Below are 13,856 nucleotides of genomic sequence, written 5' to 3' on the forward strand. Positions count from 1 at the left end.
ATTCGGAAGGGACAAGTTATTATTTTCATAAATGTCTATTTCTGGCCGAAGTTTACCAATAGCAGAAAGGGAGCTGCTAATTTTTTTACTATTTTCGCAGTATGATCTTAAAGGCCAATAATATTTTTAAATCCTATGGTGATCTTCCGATCTTAAAGGGAGTCAGCGTATCGGTTAATAAAGGTGAAATTGTTTCCATTGTAGGGGCTTCCGGCGCGGGAAAAAGTACGCTTCTGCATATTATGGGGACATTGGACAAGCCCGATAAAGGCACCTTGATGATCGAGGGGGTCGATGTGTTTTCATTGAGTGAGAAGAACCTGAGTGATTTTAGAAATAAGCATATTGGTTTTGTATTCCAATTTCATCATTTGTTGCCCGAGTTTACGGCATTAGAGAATGTTTGCATTCCTGCGTTTATCGCTGGGATGGACAAGGGGCAGGCGGAGAAGAGAGGGATGGAGTTGCTGGACGTTTTGGGGGTTGCCCATCGTGCGAAACATAAGCCCTCGGCGATGTCGGGAGGGGAGCAACAACGAGTATCTGTTGCGCGCGCCTTGATAAACGATCCTACTATCGTGTTAGCCGATGAGCCTTCGGGAAATCTAGATTCGGAGAATGCGGCATCTTTACATCAGTTGTTTTTCGACTTGCGCGATAAGATGCAACAGACTTTCGTCATCGTGACGCATAATGAGGACTTGGCTCGCATTTCAGATCGTACCATCCACATGCGCGATGGTTTAATTTACTAGTATGGAGAAGATATTGATTACCTATGGCACACGTGCGTTAGCACAGCGTGTGGCCCAAATGATAAAAGAGAAGTTTGAAGTGCAGTTTGCAACTTCGGAGTCCATTCCGTCGGTGCTACAAAAGCAGTATATCCCAATTCCTAATGGAGTCAATCCTACCTTTGCTCATGAATTGTTGAAACTCTGCCTGGATAATCAGATTAACTATCTGTTGGCATTGGGATTTAAAGAGCTCGAGACCCTAGCTGAAGCGAAGTTGCTGTTCGAAGAATATGATATTCATTTGCTTGGGCCGGATTTAGAGGAGTTGAAGGAACTCTTCGTGCTTCAAAATCCCAATAAGGAGCTGGAGCTGCAGCTCGTTCATCATGGCGTAAATGTGTTGGACGGACAGAGCGTTCAGTTTACAGGCTCGGGTCTGATGGTACTTTCGGATGAAGGTGAGGAGTTTGCATTGTGTACTATTTAATCAAATCATGACAATTTCAGAATTTCCAAAAGACAAGAAGGTCTATCTGTTCGAGTTGGACGATGTTTTGTATCCTAAGCAGGATTTCTTGTTACAAGTCTATTATTTATTTGCTCAATTTTTAGAGTTTACGGAGGCTAGGCCGATCTCGGCAGAGATGACTGCGTTTATGAAAGACACGCTTTTGTCGAAAGGCGAAGAAGCGGTGTTCGCTGCGACTGCAGAACAGTTTGCTCTGAAAGAAGAGTATCGCGAAAACTTTGAGCGATTACAGGTAAATGGGCATCTTCCGCTGAAGTTGTTCTTGTTTGATGAGATCAAGAATCTTTTCAAGGAACTCTCGGCATCAGGGAAACAGATCGCCGTTCTGACCAAAGGCAACCCTGCCTTACAGTTAAATAAATTGCGACATATCGATTGGGAGGGTTATGATAAGAAACTTAAAGTTTATTTTGTAGACGAGTTAGCCTTCCGAGATATTGAACCTTTTAGTTATATTGCTTCTGAAAATAATGTAAATGTGGAAGATTTACATTTCTCAGATACCAATTTGACTAGAAAAAAACCATGAAATTCAGAATTACCCTTGTTCTCGCTCTTTTCTTAGCAGCGTTCGCATCCTGTAAGAAGGATGGACCAAATCCGGATGCCGATAAAGAAATATTACTTCGCGACTCCACCTATTATTATTCGCTTGTACTATCATTATGGACAGATAAAATCCCTGAGCCTAAGATGAAAAGTAAAGATGAGATAGATTTACGTGCTTTTACAGGAAATCTTTCCACGGCGGAGCAAGTGTTGGATAAAGTGAAGAGCTATACGACATTGGATCGATTTAGTTTTATCGACCGCGAAGGGGTGGTTGGTGAAGAGATCGGGCAAGGACTACATAAAGAGTTCGGATTGGTACCTGATTATTTCTCGCCGGACCAAACAGCCCAAAATGCGAAGCTTTATATCAAGCTTGTACAGAAGAATTCCCCTGCCGAGGCTGCAGGAATTGTTCGCGGCATGGAGGTGTTGAGCATTGACGGCAATAGTAAAATAGACTATACCACGCAAAAGAATCAGGGTTTTGCTTTGGTGAATAAGTTATTTGGCGGATCAGAAAAAATTAGTCTTCAGGTTAAAAATCCGGCAGACGGAAAGGTTTCTACCGTTAATTTGAATGCTGCTTCGTATCAGATAGATCCTATTATTGCCAATAAAGTAGTAGAGCGTGGAGGGAAGAAAGTAGGCTATTTGGCATACACTTCCTTTGTTGAGGTGCTTACAAAGACCGGTACGAATAGTTATTACAACGGACTTGTACAGGCTGTTAAGAATTTGGAATCTCAGGGGATTCAAGAACTGGTTGTCGATCTACGTTATAACGGAGGAGGATCAACCAATGCTGCAGAGCTATTGACGAACTTGCTTGCTCCAACAAAAGTTGGAACAGGCGTCATGTACAGCTACAAGATTAATGAATATTTAAAGGGTTGGGGTTGGGATAATGAGAGCGATCCGGAGGCACCTTTCAGATCCGTGAAATTCAATAAAGAAAACAGCTTAAACCTTTCAAAGATCTATTTCCTCGTAACAAAAAGTACAGCCTCAGCGAGTGAATTGCTGATGAACTCACTAATTCCGCATATGCAAGTGGAAATCATTAGCCAGAACGACGCAGGTTCCTATGGTAAACCTGTTGGTTTCTTTGGACTAGGGGTTGTTGATGATTATGCTGAACTTTACATCACATCTTTCCAAACGCTCAACAGCGATGGTAATGGCGATTACTTCAACGGCTTAAGCGGTACAAAGAAGAACTCAACAGACGATATACATCATGCCTTAGGCGATCCGGATGAGCGTATGTTTGCAGATGCTTTATATCATATCGTTAATAAAACTTACCAGTCTGCATCAGCGTCTACTAGAAGATCAAGTACTGGACAAGAGATAAGACCAAAAGCATTTGATATTCCAATGAAAAACGATGTTTCAATGAGTATGTTCAAGTTTGCTAATGACAAGAATATGCCACAAATAAAATAATTTAGCTGGGGTATTAATCTTTTCTGTTATCAAATGGTCTGAATTTTGGTGCGTATGTTTACTTGTTAGAATATCTCTGAAAAACATCTACTAGCGTTAAATTGAATGAAAAAATTAATACCCCTTTTTGCATTGCTGATATTATTCGGCTGTAAAAAAGATATAACGAAGATTAGCCCTCCGCCGAGGCCTGAACCTCCGATTTCTTCGAGAACAGAGGAGCAAAAGCTTCGCGATAGTGTTTATTACTATTATAAAGAGCAATCCTATTGGACGGAGTCTATAGGAACTTATGACCCAATCTCAAGCTTTACGGATAAATACAGTACGCCAGATGACGTGCTCAGCGCTTTAATGCAGCAAACGCCATTCCATGCCGGCTATGATGGACCGATCGATCGGTTTTCAAGAATTGAGGATATCAGTTCCGACGGCGGTTCGCGTGCGAAGCGGGCAGACTTAGCAGATGGTTATGGTATTTACCTAACATTTGCACGTGTGAGTGGCGCCGTATATCTCTATGCGTATTTTATCGAAGGCGGATCACCAGCGGAGAGCAAAGGTATGCGTAGGGGAGACCGTATCATTGAGGTGAATGGAAATACGGATATGAGCCAAAACAATACCTCTTTTATACAATCTGCGTTGGATGGTCCTAAATTAAACCTGAAAGTATTGCGCGATGGCAAGGAGGTTGTCGTTCCGGAGATGACTTATACCAGTTATGATATCAATCCCGTTACTAAAGATTCTGTACTTACAATTGGCACTAAGAAATACGGCTATTTAGCATTGTCTTCCTTCGAAGAGATGACCGATGACCGCGGTAATAGCACTGCAATGTTGAACGATCTTAATGCAGCCTTTGATAATTTTCAGAAAAACAATGTCAATGAACTGATATTAGATTTTCGAGTAAACACTGGTGGATATGTTAGCACTGCGATTTACCTAGCCAACAAGATTATCAATAGCAAAGGAGATAATCAACTGATGTTCTCATATGATGTCAATAAGAATCTAGAGAAGTATAAATCCGGAAGGGGTGCTCAATTCGACGATGAAATCTTCGATAAAAACAATAATGCTGAAGTTCAAAAGGTAGTGTTCCTAGTAACTGAATATACCGCTTCTGCGGCAGAAATTGTTATTAGCGTACTGAAGCCGTACATGGACGTCAAACTCGTTGCAGAAGAGTCCGCGACGTTCGGAAAACCAGTTGGATTCTACCGACAAGATATTATGGGTAAGATCGGTCTTTGGGCGGCATCTTTCAAAGTTGTTAATGCTTCGGGATATACCGACTATTGGGATGGTATACCTGCTGATATCAGAAACATAACGGACAATGTCACGCTAGACTTCGGAAACCCGAATGAGAATATGATTGCCGCTGCATTGAACTACCTATCTACTGGATCATTGACGACGGCTGCTCGCGAAGCGAGAGCATCTACAAGAATAGGTTCATCGTCTGCAATTCCATTAAATAGAATAAATAAATTGCGCGAAAGGGACTTAATAAAGAATTAAAAGTTCATTATTAAATTCTTAACTTTACAGCATGGCAGGAAATAAACCGACCACAATAAAAGAAATCGCACGCAAGCTTAAGATTTCACCTTCCACGGTGTCAAGAGCGTTAAATGATCATCCAAGTATCGGCTTGGTTACTACCATGCGCGTTAAAAAGATGGCAGAAGAAATGGCCTATGAGCCAAACCAAACTGCTATCTTCTTCAAACAACGTAAGACTTTTACCATTGGGGTTATATTACCCAAACTTTCTGAACCCTTCTTTTCCGAAGCTATTTCTGCCATCGAGAATGTCGCTGAAGAGAAAAAATATACCGTACTGCTAGGTCAATCGTTAGATGATGAGCAACGCGAGCTGAACATCGTTCAAACTTTCAAAAAGCATCGTGTGGATGGTATCCTTGTATCATTAGGAAAAAATACGGGCGACACAGACTTTATGGAAGTGTTAGCAAAAACCGAGATCCCTGTTGTGTTCTTCGACTGTGTACCTGATTTACCGAATGTGCACAAGGTATATAGCGACCTATCCTCAGGTATGATAGAAGCAATTAGCGCATTTATTGAGCGCGGACATAACAAGATTGCTTTGATCAATGGTCCTGAGTCTTTGTTAGCAAGTAAAGACCGTACTGCTGCCTATACCGAGGCATTAACTAAGAATGGTATTCCGTTCGACAGCAATTATATTGTGCATACCGACTTAACGGAAACTGGCAATGAGGAGGCGATGGAGAAGCTATGCTCATTAGCAGACAGACCGTCAGCTGTTGTATCCTTTAATGATTTCGTGACGCTGGACCTTATCCGCTACGCGAAGCTTCGCGGTATTGTATTAAACCAAGATATGTATTTCATTAGCTATGCGAATTATCCTTTGTGGAAATATATGGACAATCCGCCGATGGGTAGTATCGAACAATATCCCGAACAGCAAGCTCATCGCGCTGCCGAGATATTATTCGACTGTATAGATAAGAAGGAATATGTAGAAACTCCACAGGAAGTCGTATACCCTTCAAAATTAGTATTGAAGTAAATTAAGCGAGCTGAATGCTATAGGTGATATCTACGCCGCCGGCAGCTAGCATATCATGTACAGAACAATATTTCTTCACGGCTAGTTCAGCAGCTTTCTGCGCTTTAACCTCGTCGATATTGCCCTTTAGTTTAAACGTAATGTGAATCTTCGTAAAGATGTTGGGGATCTCATCGCGTCTTTGTCCTTCGACCTCTACCTGTATATCTTCAATTTCCTGACGTTGCTTTTCCAAGATGGTCGTTAAGTCGAATACACTGCAAGATCCTAGCGCGATCAACACCAATTCCATTGGTCGAACCCCTTTTCCTTCGCCTCCAATAGAATCTGGACCATCAATATTCACTTTCACTGATGAAGAGGGCGCTGTTGCTTCAAAATGTACCGCCTGGTTTTTACGTTGTAGTTCTACTTTCATTGTTTCGATAATTGTGTCTATCAAAAATAGCTAATTTCCTATTCATTTGCGTATGGCAGTAAACCTCTTTACGCATAATTGACCATGTTCAAATTAAAACTCTTAAGAGAACGCTGTGTGCTAAGTGTAGCGGCAATTTGCTGATATCTGTAGCTTAATTGCCTTTATAACAAGATTTTGACAAAAGAGCAATCGGTTGTGTAAATAGGACAAACGTTTGCATGCACAAATCATTTTTGTTTTTTCAAAATTCGTTTTATCATTGTATATGGAGTTACGCATAATACTCCTAACCAAATTATACCGTTCATTTATTTGATAGTATTTTCAATTTGACTGTTTAGTTTGTTTTAAAATAGGTGATTTTTAGGGGGATTTCGTGTCCCCCTTAATTTTGTAAACCCAAGATTTTGTAAATTAGATCTTATTTAAATATTTACCATGAATAATTCGCGTAGAGATTTCTTGAAGAAGGCTGGCCTGTTATCGAGTGTTGCGATAACTCTACCGTCTTTGCAAAACGAAGTGTTTGCTTCCCAAAACTTTAATATGTCGGGCTTTGCAGCTCCGAAAATTGATAAAGTAAAGGTCGCAATTATTGGATTAGGAATGCGTGGTCCCGGTGCTGTGGATCGTATTTCATATATTGAAGGTGCAGAGATTGTTGCATTATGTGACAGACATGCAGACCGTGTAACCAAGGCTCAAACAATCTTAACCAAAAAAGGTCTTAAAGAAGCGAAAGCTTATTCAGGTGAAGATGGTTGGAAAACCATGCTGAAGAACGAAGAGTTAGATCTAGTTTATATCTGTACACCATGGGAATACCATGCTCCAATGGCTATTGAAGCAATGAAGTCGGGTGCTCATGCAGCAACTGAAGTTCCAATTGGTTTAACAATCTCGGAGATTTGGGAAGTTGTTAAGACATCAGAAGCAACTAAGAAGCACTGTATGATGTTGGAGAACTGTTGTTATGATTTCTTCGAAATGTTGACTCTTAATATGGCTCGTCAGGGCATGTTCGGTGAATTAGTACATGCAGAAGGCGCTTATATCCACGATTTATTAGATCTTAACTTCAACAAAAACGGTTATGACAACATGTGGAGATTGCGTGAAAACATTAAGATGAATGGTAACTTATATCCGACGCACGGTATTGGTCCAATCGCTCAATGTTTGAATATCAACTGTGGTGATAAAATGAATCATCTTGTTGCTATGCAATCTAACGACTTCATGATGGCTGATAAAGCGCGTGAATTGGCAGGTAAAGACTCATTCTTCCAAGAATTTGTTGGCAAACGCTACAGAGGAAATATGGATACTACCTTGATCAAAACAGAAAAAGGTAAAACGATGATGATCCAACATGATGTTACCTCACCTCGCCCTTATTCTCGTATCCACTTATTGAGCGGTACAAAAGGATTCGCACAGAAATATCCTAAAGAGGGTATCGCATTCGGACACAGCTATATTAAGCCTGAGGAATTAAAAGCGTTATACGACCAATACACACCAGAGCTAGTGAAGTTCATCGGTGAACAAGCAAAACAAGTTGGTGGTCATGGTGGTATGGACTTTATGATGGACTGGCGTTTAATTGACTGTTTAAGAAATGGTCTTCCATTGGATCAAACAGTATATGACGGTGCATCTTGGAGTGCAGTGGTTCCTTTGAGCGTTCAGTCGGTAGCAAAAAACAGCAGAACGGTGGATATCCCTGACTTCACTAGAGGTAATTGGAAAACCAATAAACCTCATGATATGACTTTAAACGGTGGTGGTAACACTGGAATCCGTGCTAAAGTAGAATCTAAAAAAGATGTTCAGTTGAATGTTCAGTAAGAATAGATATTAGATTAAAGATATTAGACATTAGAGTAGGAATTCCTAATCATAGGTCATATAGCTTGTAGAATCTGAAAGAATATAGAGGGGTTTTCCAATTTTTTGGAAAACCCCTTTTTTTCTGAAAGTGTCTGTTTTTAGAGGCCATCAAGAATTATCATTCCGGTTGGTATTTCAATGGAAACATGAAAGTTTTTGTGCAAATACTATTTTTACTTTATGTTTGGGCTAATTCATCCCGTAAGTAAGAAATGCTACTAAATTGGTAGACTATTTCTTTCAATTCTCAAAAAGCCTACTATATTTGTATTATTACCAGCAAAAGCCTCCATCTATGCGAAAACTTATCTTTACTACCTTAATTGCTTCGGCTTCTATATTGCCAGGATTTGCTCAGCAGGCCACTGCCGTGGATTCCTCGCAGATGCTATGTCATGCTGAGGCGGTACCGTCTCGTGCGACTGCGATTATGAAAGCAAATGTTGCACAACAGGGAAAAGATACGGTCAAGATGGTTTACATAAAAGGAGGAACCTTTCAGATGGGGTCTTCAAATTTCACCGATGCAAAGCCTATTCACGAAGTGACGCTGTCACCGTTCTATATGGATGAGCATGAAGTCACGAATGATCAATATGCCGCGTTTGTAAAGGCTACAGGATATATCACGGTAGCAGAACGGCCTTTAGATCCAAAAGAATTTCCGAATGTAGATCCCAAGTTACTCGTTCCGGGGTCGGCAGTGTTCAAAGCGCCAAATCAGGTGCAGGGGATGCAGAACCACCTTCAGTGGTGGGATTATGTCCCGGGGGCAAATTGGCGTCATCCTGAAGGTCCAGAAAGCACGATAGAAGGAAAAGGCGATCATCCTGTCACCCAACTAGCTTACGAAGATGCTGAAGCATATGCGAAATGGGCAGGGAAGAGATTGCCAACCGAAGCCGAATGGGAATTCGCAGCCAAAGAGGGAAGACATACGGATGAAACCTATTATTGGGGTAACGAGAAAACACCGCATGGTGAATGGATGGCCAATATATTCCAAGGAACTTTCCCAACCAACAATAGCAAGGAAGACGGCTACGAATCAACAGCTCCCGTTAAGCATTTCCCACCCAACCTTTACGGATTATATGATATGGAAGGAAACGTATGGGAGTGGTGCTCCGATTTTTATAGACCAGACTACTACGCAAACAGTCCAAAAGAAAACCCGAAAGGTCCTGCAGAATCTTATGACCCCCAAGAACCCGGCGCCGTAAAACGCGTACAGCGTGGTGGCTCTTTTCTTTGCAACGATCAATACTGCGAACGCTATAAAGCCGGCAGCCGAGGAAAAGGAGAAGTAAACTCACCAACAAATAATGTTGGTTTTAGATGTGTGAAGTAGATATTAGACATTAGATATAAGAACCTGCAGCAGTGCCGATTTTTTTGCATTTTAAGAGGAAAGAGAGTTGTCTTTGAACCAAGAAAGGAAGGATTTTAGGATATGCAGGATCCTGTTTATCTTTTCATCTTTCCTTTTCTGGTTCAAGACAAATTTTCCTTCCTTTCCTGATTCAAGACAAATTTTCTTCTTTTCCTGGTTCAAGACAACCAACATTCTAAATCTCTCCCCTTAAAACATAAAAAAAACCTGCACTGCTGCAGGTTCTTATATCTAATGTCTAAAATCTAATATCTAAATCTACTGTGCATTTAAGAACATTGATTTTTGACTATACAATTCTCTAAAGTGAGGGTCGTTCAAATCTTTGATAAAACGAATTGCTTCACCAGTTGATTTCATCTCAGGACCTAATTGTTTATCAACCTCAGGGAATTTTGAGAATGAGAATACTGGTTCTTTGATTGCGTATCCTTCTAACTTGCGAACGATGCTAAAGTCTTTCAGCTTGTTTTCACCTAACATGACTTTCGTAGCGATATTGATGTAAGGAACATCGTAAGCTTTCGCGATGAAAGGAACTGTACGTGATGCACGAGGATTCGCTTCGATTACATATACGTTCTCATCTTTGATTGCAAATTGGATGTTCAATAAACCTCTTACGTTCAATGCTTTCGCTAATTTGATTGAATACTCTTCCATCTTTTGTTGAACGCCTTCCGATAGACTGAATGGAGGCAGTACCGCCGATGAGTCTCCCGAGTGGATACCTGCAGGCTCAATATGCTCCATCATACCGATGATGTGTACATCTTCACCATCACAGATAGAATCCGACTCTGCTTCTTCCGCTCTGTCTAAGAAGTGGTCAATTAAGATCTGGTTTCCTGGAAGGCTCTTCAATAGGTTAACTACTGCTTTTTCCAAGTCCTCATCGTTGATCACAATGCTCATCCCTTGTCCACCCAACACATAGGAAGGACGTACTAAAACCGGGTAACCAACTTCGTTTGCCACTTTCAATGCTTCCTCAGCATTCGTAGCAACACCATATTTAGGATAAGGAATTTCTAACTCTTTCAATAAATCAGAGAAACGACCGCGATCTTCCGCTAAGTCCATATTCTCGAATGAAGTACCGATGATTTTCACACCTAAAGCTTCTAAGCGCTCAGCCATCTTCAATGCCGTCTGACCACCTAACTGTACGATTACACCTTCCGGTTTTTCTAGTTCGATAATCTCGCGAACATGCTCCCAGAATACAGGCTCGAAGTATAACTTATCGGCCATGTTAAAGTCGGTAGAAACCGTTTCAGGGTTACAGTTAACCATGATTGCTTCGTACCCACATTCTTTTGCAGCTAATAATCCGTGTACACATGAGTAATCGAATTCGATACCTTGACCGATGCGGTTAGGACCTGAACCCAATACGATGATTTTCTTGCGATCAGAAACGATAGATTCGTTCTCATCTTCGAAAGTCGAGTAGTAGTAAGGCGTGTGTGCAGGGAATTCTGCCGCACATGTATCAACCATTTTATAAACACGACTTATACCTAATTCTTTACGACGGTCATAAACCTCATCTTCCGTCACATTCCCCAACAACCATGAAATTTGGTAATCAGAATATCCTTTTTGTTTCAAGGTCATGAAGAAATCACGAGGGATATTGTTCAATTGGTAGCGACGTAGTTCACCCTCCAATTGTACTAATTCTTGAATCTGTACCAAGAACCACTTGTCGATAAGCGTTGCTTTACGAATAGATTCCAATGGAACACCTAGTTCGAAAGCATCTTTAATATGGAAAAGACGATCAGCACTTGGATGCTCCAAGCTGTACATGATCTCTTCTAAATTTCTAGATTGACGACCATCAGCACCTAGACCTGCACGGCCAGTTTCTAATGATTGTGCTGCTTTTTGAAGCGCTTCGATGAACGTACGGCCGATTGCCATAACCTCGCCAACAGCTTTCATCTGCAGACCTAATTCTTTATTTGCACCTTTGAATTTATCAAAGTTGAAACGAGGAACTTTCACGATTACATAGTCTAACGTCGGCTCGAAATAAGCAGAGGTAGTCTTTGTAATTTGATTTTGAAGCTCGTCTAAGTTATAACCGATAGCTAATTTCGCAGCGATTTTCGCAATGGGGTAACCTGTTGCTTTTGATGCTAATGCTGAAGAACGAGATACACGAGGGTTGATTTCGATCGCGATGATTTCTTCATTCTCGGGATTCACTGAGAACTGAACGTTACAACCTCCAGCGAAGTTACCGATCGAGCGCATCATCTTAATTGCTTGATTACGCATATCTTGGTAGCACTTATCAGAAAGCGTCATTCCTGGTGCTACTGTGATCGAGTCACCCGTGTGGATACCCATTGGGTCAAAGTTCTCAATAGTACAGATAATGATTACGTTATCGTTTGTATCACGCAACAATTCTAGCTCAAATTCTTTCCAACCTAAAACCGCTTGCTCAACCAATACTTCGTGTGTTGGCGAAGCATGAAGACCACGATTTAAAGCCGCGTCAAAATCTTCTTTCTTATGTACGAACCCACCTCCGGTTCCAGCCAATGTATAAGAAGGACGGATAACCAATGGGAAACCAATGATTTGTGCCGCTTCTTTACCTTCTAAGAAAGAGTTAGCGATTTTTGAAGTCGCAACCCCAACGCCGATGTCGATCATTAATTGACGGAATTCCTCGCGGTTTTCTGTTTTTTCAATCGCTGCAACATCAACACCGATTACTTTCACGTTGTACTTGTCCCAAATACCGCGGTTTGATGCTTCAATACACAAGTTCAAAGCTGTCTGTCCACCCATTGTAGGTAAAACAGCATCGATTTGACGCTCTTGAAGAATCTGCTCAATACTTTCGCATGTTAATGGAAGTAGGTAAACATGATCCGCTACAACATTATCAGTCATGATTGTTGCAGGGTTAGAGTTGATGATGGAAACTGAAATACCCTCTTCTTTTAAAGATAAGGCTGCTTGAGATCCTGAGTAATCAAATTCACAGGCTTGACCGATGACAATAGGTCCAGATCCAATGATTAATACCGAATTAATGGAGGTGTTTCTAGGCATTATTATTTATTTCAATTGTTAAATACAAAAACTGTTGCCGACAAAACAGACAAGGAAATGTCTGATAGAAAGAGGGAATTCCGACTGCTTTGTCGGAGTGCAAAGTTACATTTTTTATTTTAATAATGAACGAATATTTGTTGAGAATTTTACTTTATCCAGACCCTCGCTCCATAACGCCCATCTAACACAATTCTACGCAACAAAAGGGAGAATGCTTCGTGTCATACCCCTTTCAAACCCAATGAATAGTAGTTAGTATTTAGTAATGCGAATTAAGGGTTGAAAATAGGCTTTATGAAACAGGCTGTTAATTTACCGAACACATGTACTAATAGTCCTTTGGTAGATCTGACCTTACTTGCGTTTTGTATCTGTGTTTTTTCATTTATCCAATTAAAAAAGGATTCGATTGGTTGTCTTACCCTAGATACTGCTCTTGAAAACAGATCATTATAAGCACGATCCCTGTTTTTTAAACAATCCGGCTTTCCTTGGGTTTCCCTTATCGGGGTATACATAATTGATTTCTTTTCTTTATAAAACCACTCGAAGAATGGGGCGTCACGGTATATCTTGTCACCAAAGAACGTCCTACCTGCGATGGATGCCCAATTCTCCTTAAATATGTTCAGGTCACTTTCAGATGCCTTGCTTATTACTATGCTTTCCGGACGAGGCAGCGTGGATTTGTTATAGCTGTTGAGCGCATGAAGTTTTAATCCAAAATACCAAAGCCTCTTCGTTGAGCAGAAGCTTTTATCCGTTATCTCCAGAGCTACCTTTGCTCTTCTAGTCCCACTGCAGGTTATGATGGGCATAGAGTCCAGTAGGGAAAATTCTCTGGAGCACTCTTCTGGAGCAAAGTCCTCTATAACTGACTGACAGAGAGATCTCAAAACATCAAAAAGGCGGTTGATACGGGTGTTGAATGCTACGTACGAAGTTAGCTTGGGAAACCAATCCATCAGATAATCCGAGGCGAATTTATGAATCTGCTTGATCCTTAGCCGCTGTTCCTCGTGCACACTGAATAAATAGATGGTCAAAACCTCCTGATCAGTAAAGTCAGGTTTGTTATTGTTTGAAAATCGCTGACAGTAATATTGCAGTTCACTGTCATATTTATCACACACATACTGGTATAATTTTATTAATTTTAGAGCCTTGGCCTGATTGATCATGTTCTTTTATAATGCTTAAGGAACATTATAAATATACTGATAATCAGG

11 protein-coding genes are annotated in these 13,856 nt (G+C 40.8%); 8 read left to right on the plus strand and 3 right to left on the minus strand.

Annotated features, from left to right (window positions below):
• The first annotated feature begins 101 nt into the window (after positions 1-101).
• From DSM08_RS03190 to DSM08_RS03215, 6 genes are all read left to right on the plus strand, one after another.
• A complete protein-coding gene (locus DSM08_RS03190) occupies positions 102-755 on the plus strand; it encodes an ABC transporter ATP-binding protein (protein WP_149524787.1) in 654 nt (217 codons plus the stop codon).
• A gap of 1 nt (position 756) precedes the next feature.
• Positions 757-1,224: a hypothetical protein gene (locus DSM08_RS03195; RefSeq protein WP_149524788.1), complete on the plus strand. Its 468-nt coding sequence runs from the start codon at positions 757-759 to the stop codon at positions 1,222-1,224.
• Between the two features lie 7 nt (positions 1,225-1,231).
• Positions 1,232-1,795, plus strand: coding sequence for an HAD family hydrolase (locus DSM08_RS03200; protein WP_149524789.1), 564 nt, complete (start codon positions 1,232-1,234; stop codon positions 1,793-1,795).
• Positions 1,792-3,264 (plus strand): S41 family peptidase, encoded by a 1,473-nt coding sequence (locus tag DSM08_RS03205; RefSeq protein ID WP_149524790.1) that lies wholly within the window; start codon positions 1,792-1,794, stop codon positions 3,262-3,264. Before DSM08_RS03200 ends, DSM08_RS03205 begins: the two co-directional genes overlap by 4 nt.
• Before the next feature lie 105 nt (positions 3,265-3,369).
• The gene (locus tag DSM08_RS03210; RefSeq protein ID WP_149524791.1) at positions 3,370-4,797 is read left to right on the plus strand and encodes a S41 family peptidase; all 1,428 of its coding nucleotides are present in this window, start codon (positions 3,370-3,372) and stop codon (positions 4,795-4,797) included.
• Positions 4,798-4,828: 31 nt separating this feature from the next.
• A complete protein-coding gene (locus tag DSM08_RS03215) occupies positions 4,829-5,839 on the plus strand; it encodes a LacI family DNA-binding transcriptional regulator (RefSeq protein WP_149524792.1) in 1,011 nt (336 codons plus the stop codon).
• Position 5,840: 1 nt separating this feature from the next.
• Here DSM08_RS03215 and DSM08_RS03220 read toward each other — a convergent pair whose 3' ends face one another.
• Positions 5,841-6,257, minus strand: a complete 417-nt coding sequence (locus DSM08_RS03220; RefSeq protein ID WP_149524793.1) for an OsmC family protein — start codon at positions 6,255-6,257, stop codon at positions 5,841-5,843.
• Positions 6,258-6,698: 441 nt separating this feature from the next.
• Here DSM08_RS03220 and DSM08_RS03225 point away from each other — a divergent pair, with 441 nt between their 5' ends.
• Together DSM08_RS03225 and DSM08_RS03230 are read left to right on the plus strand one after the other, a co-directional pair.
• Complete coding sequence (locus DSM08_RS03225; RefSeq protein ID WP_149524794.1) at positions 6,699-8,111, plus strand: Gfo/Idh/MocA family protein; 1,413 nt, start codon at positions 6,699-6,701, stop codon at positions 8,109-8,111.
• A gap of 337 nt (positions 8,112-8,448) precedes the next feature.
• Positions 8,449-9,504: a formylglycine-generating enzyme family protein gene (locus DSM08_RS03230; RefSeq protein ID WP_149524795.1), complete on the plus strand. Its 1,056-nt coding sequence runs from the start codon at positions 8,449-8,451 to the stop codon at positions 9,502-9,504.
• 300 nt (positions 9,505-9,804) lie between these two features.
• Here the strand turns inward: DSM08_RS03230 and carB are convergent, their stop codons facing one another.
• Together carB and DSM08_RS03240 are read right to left on the minus strand one after the other, a co-directional pair.
• Positions 9,805-12,624 (minus strand): carbamoyl-phosphate synthase large subunit, encoded by a 2,820-nt coding sequence (gene carB, locus DSM08_RS03235; protein ID WP_149524796.1) that lies wholly within the window; start codon positions 12,622-12,624, stop codon positions 9,805-9,807.
• A gap of 275 nt (positions 12,625-12,899) precedes the next feature.
• Positions 12,900-13,808 carry a transposase gene (locus tag DSM08_RS03240; RefSeq protein WP_149524797.1) on the minus strand — a complete coding sequence of 303 codons (909 nt, stop codon included), beginning with the start codon at positions 13,806-13,808 and terminating at the stop codon, positions 12,900-12,902.
• Between the last annotated feature and the right edge of the window lie 48 nt (positions 13,809-13,856).

The sequence above is a fragment of the Sphingobacterium hotanense genome (assembly GCF_008274825.1).
GTDB classification, from domain to species: domain Bacteria; phylum Bacteroidota; class Bacteroidia; order Sphingobacteriales; family Sphingobacteriaceae; genus Sphingobacterium; species Sphingobacterium hotanense.

Excerpts from the sequence above, each read along its gene's own strand:
- DSM08_RS03240 (WP_149524797.1), bottom strand. The coding sequence starts at position 13,808 with ATGATCAATCAGGCCAAGGCTCTAAAATTAATAAAATTATACCAGTAT.
- DSM08_RS03220 (WP_149524793.1), bottom strand. The coding sequence starts at position 6,257 with ATGAAAGTAGAACTACAACGTAAAAACCAGGCGGTACATTTTGAAGCA.
- DSM08_RS03230 (WP_149524795.1), top strand. The coding sequence starts at position 8,449 with ATGCGAAAACTTATCTTTACTACCTTAATTGCTTCGGCTTCTATATTG.
- DSM08_RS03195 (WP_149524788.1), top strand. The coding sequence starts at position 757 with ATGGAGAAGATATTGATTACCTATGGCACACGTGCGTTAGCACAGCGT.
- DSM08_RS03210 (WP_149524791.1), top strand. The coding sequence starts at position 3,370 with ATGAAAAAATTAATACCCCTTTTTGCATTGCTGATATTATTCGGCTGT.
- DSM08_RS03190 (WP_149524787.1), top strand. The coding sequence starts at position 102 with ATGATCTTAAAGGCCAATAATATTTTTAAATCCTATGGTGATCTTCCG.
- DSM08_RS03200 (WP_149524789.1), top strand. The coding sequence starts at position 1,232 with ATGACAATTTCAGAATTTCCAAAAGACAAGAAGGTCTATCTGTTCGAG.
- DSM08_RS03205 (WP_149524790.1), top strand. The coding sequence starts at position 1,792 with ATGAAATTCAGAATTACCCTTGTTCTCGCTCTTTTCTTAGCAGCGTTC.
- DSM08_RS03225 (WP_149524794.1), top strand. The coding sequence starts at position 6,699 with ATGAATAATTCGCGTAGAGATTTCTTGAAGAAGGCTGGCCTGTTATCG.
- DSM08_RS03215 (WP_149524792.1), top strand. The coding sequence starts at position 4,829 with ATGGCAGGAAATAAACCGACCACAATAAAAGAAATCGCACGCAAGCTT.
- carB (WP_149524796.1), bottom strand. The coding sequence starts at position 12,624 with ATGCCTAGAAACACCTCCATTAATTCGGTATTAATCATTGGATCTGGA.